The organism is Commensalibacter communis (assembly GCF_947179105.1).
GTDB classification, from domain to species: domain Bacteria; phylum Pseudomonadota; class Alphaproteobacteria; order Acetobacterales; family Acetobacteraceae; genus Commensalibacter; species Commensalibacter communis.
The window spans coordinates 1-2,105 of record NZ_CAMXCK010000021.1; the positions used below are offsets into that span (position 1 = coordinate 1).

Below are 2,105 nucleotides of genomic sequence, written 5' to 3' on the forward strand. Positions count from 1 at the left end.
ATATATCTGTAAATTGAACAACAGATTTATCTGCGGGGTTAGTTACATGGTTATAAATGGTATCGTGACCATCACCTTTGGAAAGAACGTAAGTATCTGATCCTTCGTCACCAGATAAATAATCATCCCCAGCACCACCAATTAATGTATCATTTCCAGTGCCCCCATAGAGAGTATCATTTCCAGCACCGCCATTGATGACATCATTACCAGCACCACCATAGATGGTGTCATTGCCAATACCGCCAGTGATTTGATCGTCTCCATCTTGAGCATTTACATAATTATTACCATCACCAGTTTGAATAACGTCATTTCCATTGCCAGTGAAGAAGCTATTATTGGATGCGTCACCATTGATTTGATTGCCACCATTACCAAATTGATAAGAGGTATCACTGCTTTTCACATCAATGGGTAAAAGAGCCATCAGTTGATCGTTATTTAGCGTTTGATCGGTAAATTGATATTCTTGCACGCGGAAATTATTACTTGGGTCGAAATAATATTGTAATCTAACACTATCATTTTCACCATATTGAATGATAAGGTCGTTCCCTTCGATAGATGCACCAGTGACATCTTTGCTTGATATGTCTGTAAATTGTATTACGGATTTATCTGTTGAATTAGTTACATGGTTGTATATGGTATCATTTCCAGCACCTTTGGAAAGAACGTAGGTATCTGATCCTTCATCACCGGATAAATAATCATCCCCAGCACCACCAATTAATGTGTCATTTCCAGTGCCCCCATAGAGACTGTCATTCCCAGCGCCGCCATCAATGATGTCGTTTCCAGCGCCGCCATAAAGACTATCATTGCCTGAACCGCTATAGATTTGATCGTCCCCATCTTGAGCGTCTACATAATTATTACCATCACCAGCTTGAATGATATCATTTCCATTGCCAGTGAAAAAGTTATTATTGGATGCATCACCATTGATTTGATTACCGCCATTACCAAATTGATAAGAGGTATCGCCAGTTTTTACATCGATGGGTAGGAGAGCCATCAGTTGATCGTTATTTAATGTTTGATCTGTGAATTGATATTCCTGTACGCGGAAATTATAACTTTGATCGAAATAATTTTGCAATCTGATACTATCGTTTTTTCCATATTGAATAACAAGATCATTTCCTTGAGCATATGCGTTGCTAACATCTTTACTTGATATATCTGTAAAGTGTACTACAGATTTATCTTCAGGATTAACGACACGATTATAAATGGTATCATTGCCAGAATCTGTAGAGAAAACATAGGTATTGGAACCTTCACCACCTGATAAGTAATCATCTCCAGTACCGCCAATTAAAGTATCGTTTCCTGCACCACCATAAAGATTATCATTATTGGCACCACCATATAATAAATCATCTCCAGCACCACCATAAATGGTATCATTTCCAGTACCACCTAAGATGGTATCGTTTCCAACACCGCCATCTAATATATCATTTCCAGCACCACCATCAATGACATCACTCCCAGTACCGCCATAGATGGTATCATTTCCAGAACCGCCATAAACATGATCGTCTCCGTCTTGAGCGTCTACATAATTATTACCATCACCAGTTTGAACGATGTCATTTCCGTTACCACTATAGAAGCTATTATTGGATGCATCACCATTGATTTGATTACCGCCATTACCAAATTGATAAGCAGCGTGTCCTGTTTTTACATTGATTGGTAGGAGAGCCATTAGTTGATCGTTATTTAGCGTTTGATCGGTGAATTGATATTCTTGCACACGGAAACTATTACTTGGGTCGAAATAATATTGTAGTCTTACGCTATCATTTTCACCATATTGAATGATAAGGTCGTTTCCTTCAATAGATGCACCAGTAACATCTTTGCTTGATATATCTTTAAATTGAACAACGTCTTTATCTGTCGAGTTCGTTATATGGTTATAAATGGTATCATTACCATCACCTTTGGAAAGAACGTAAGTATCTGATCCTTCATCGCCAGATAAATAATCGTTGCCAGTGCCACCAATTAAAGTATCGTTTCCTGAACCTCCATAGAGACTATCATTACCAGCACCGCCATTAATGACATCATTACCAGCACCACCATAG

Annotated in this window: 1 protein-coding gene; it reads right to left on the minus strand. The window is 38.4% G+C overall.

Features of this window, described 5'->3' with window-relative positions; translation table 11 throughout:
• Positions 1-2,105: calcium-binding protein (locus PQG52_RS11390; RefSeq protein ID WP_271829602.1), on the minus strand; the 2,105-nt coding region annotated here is incomplete at both ends.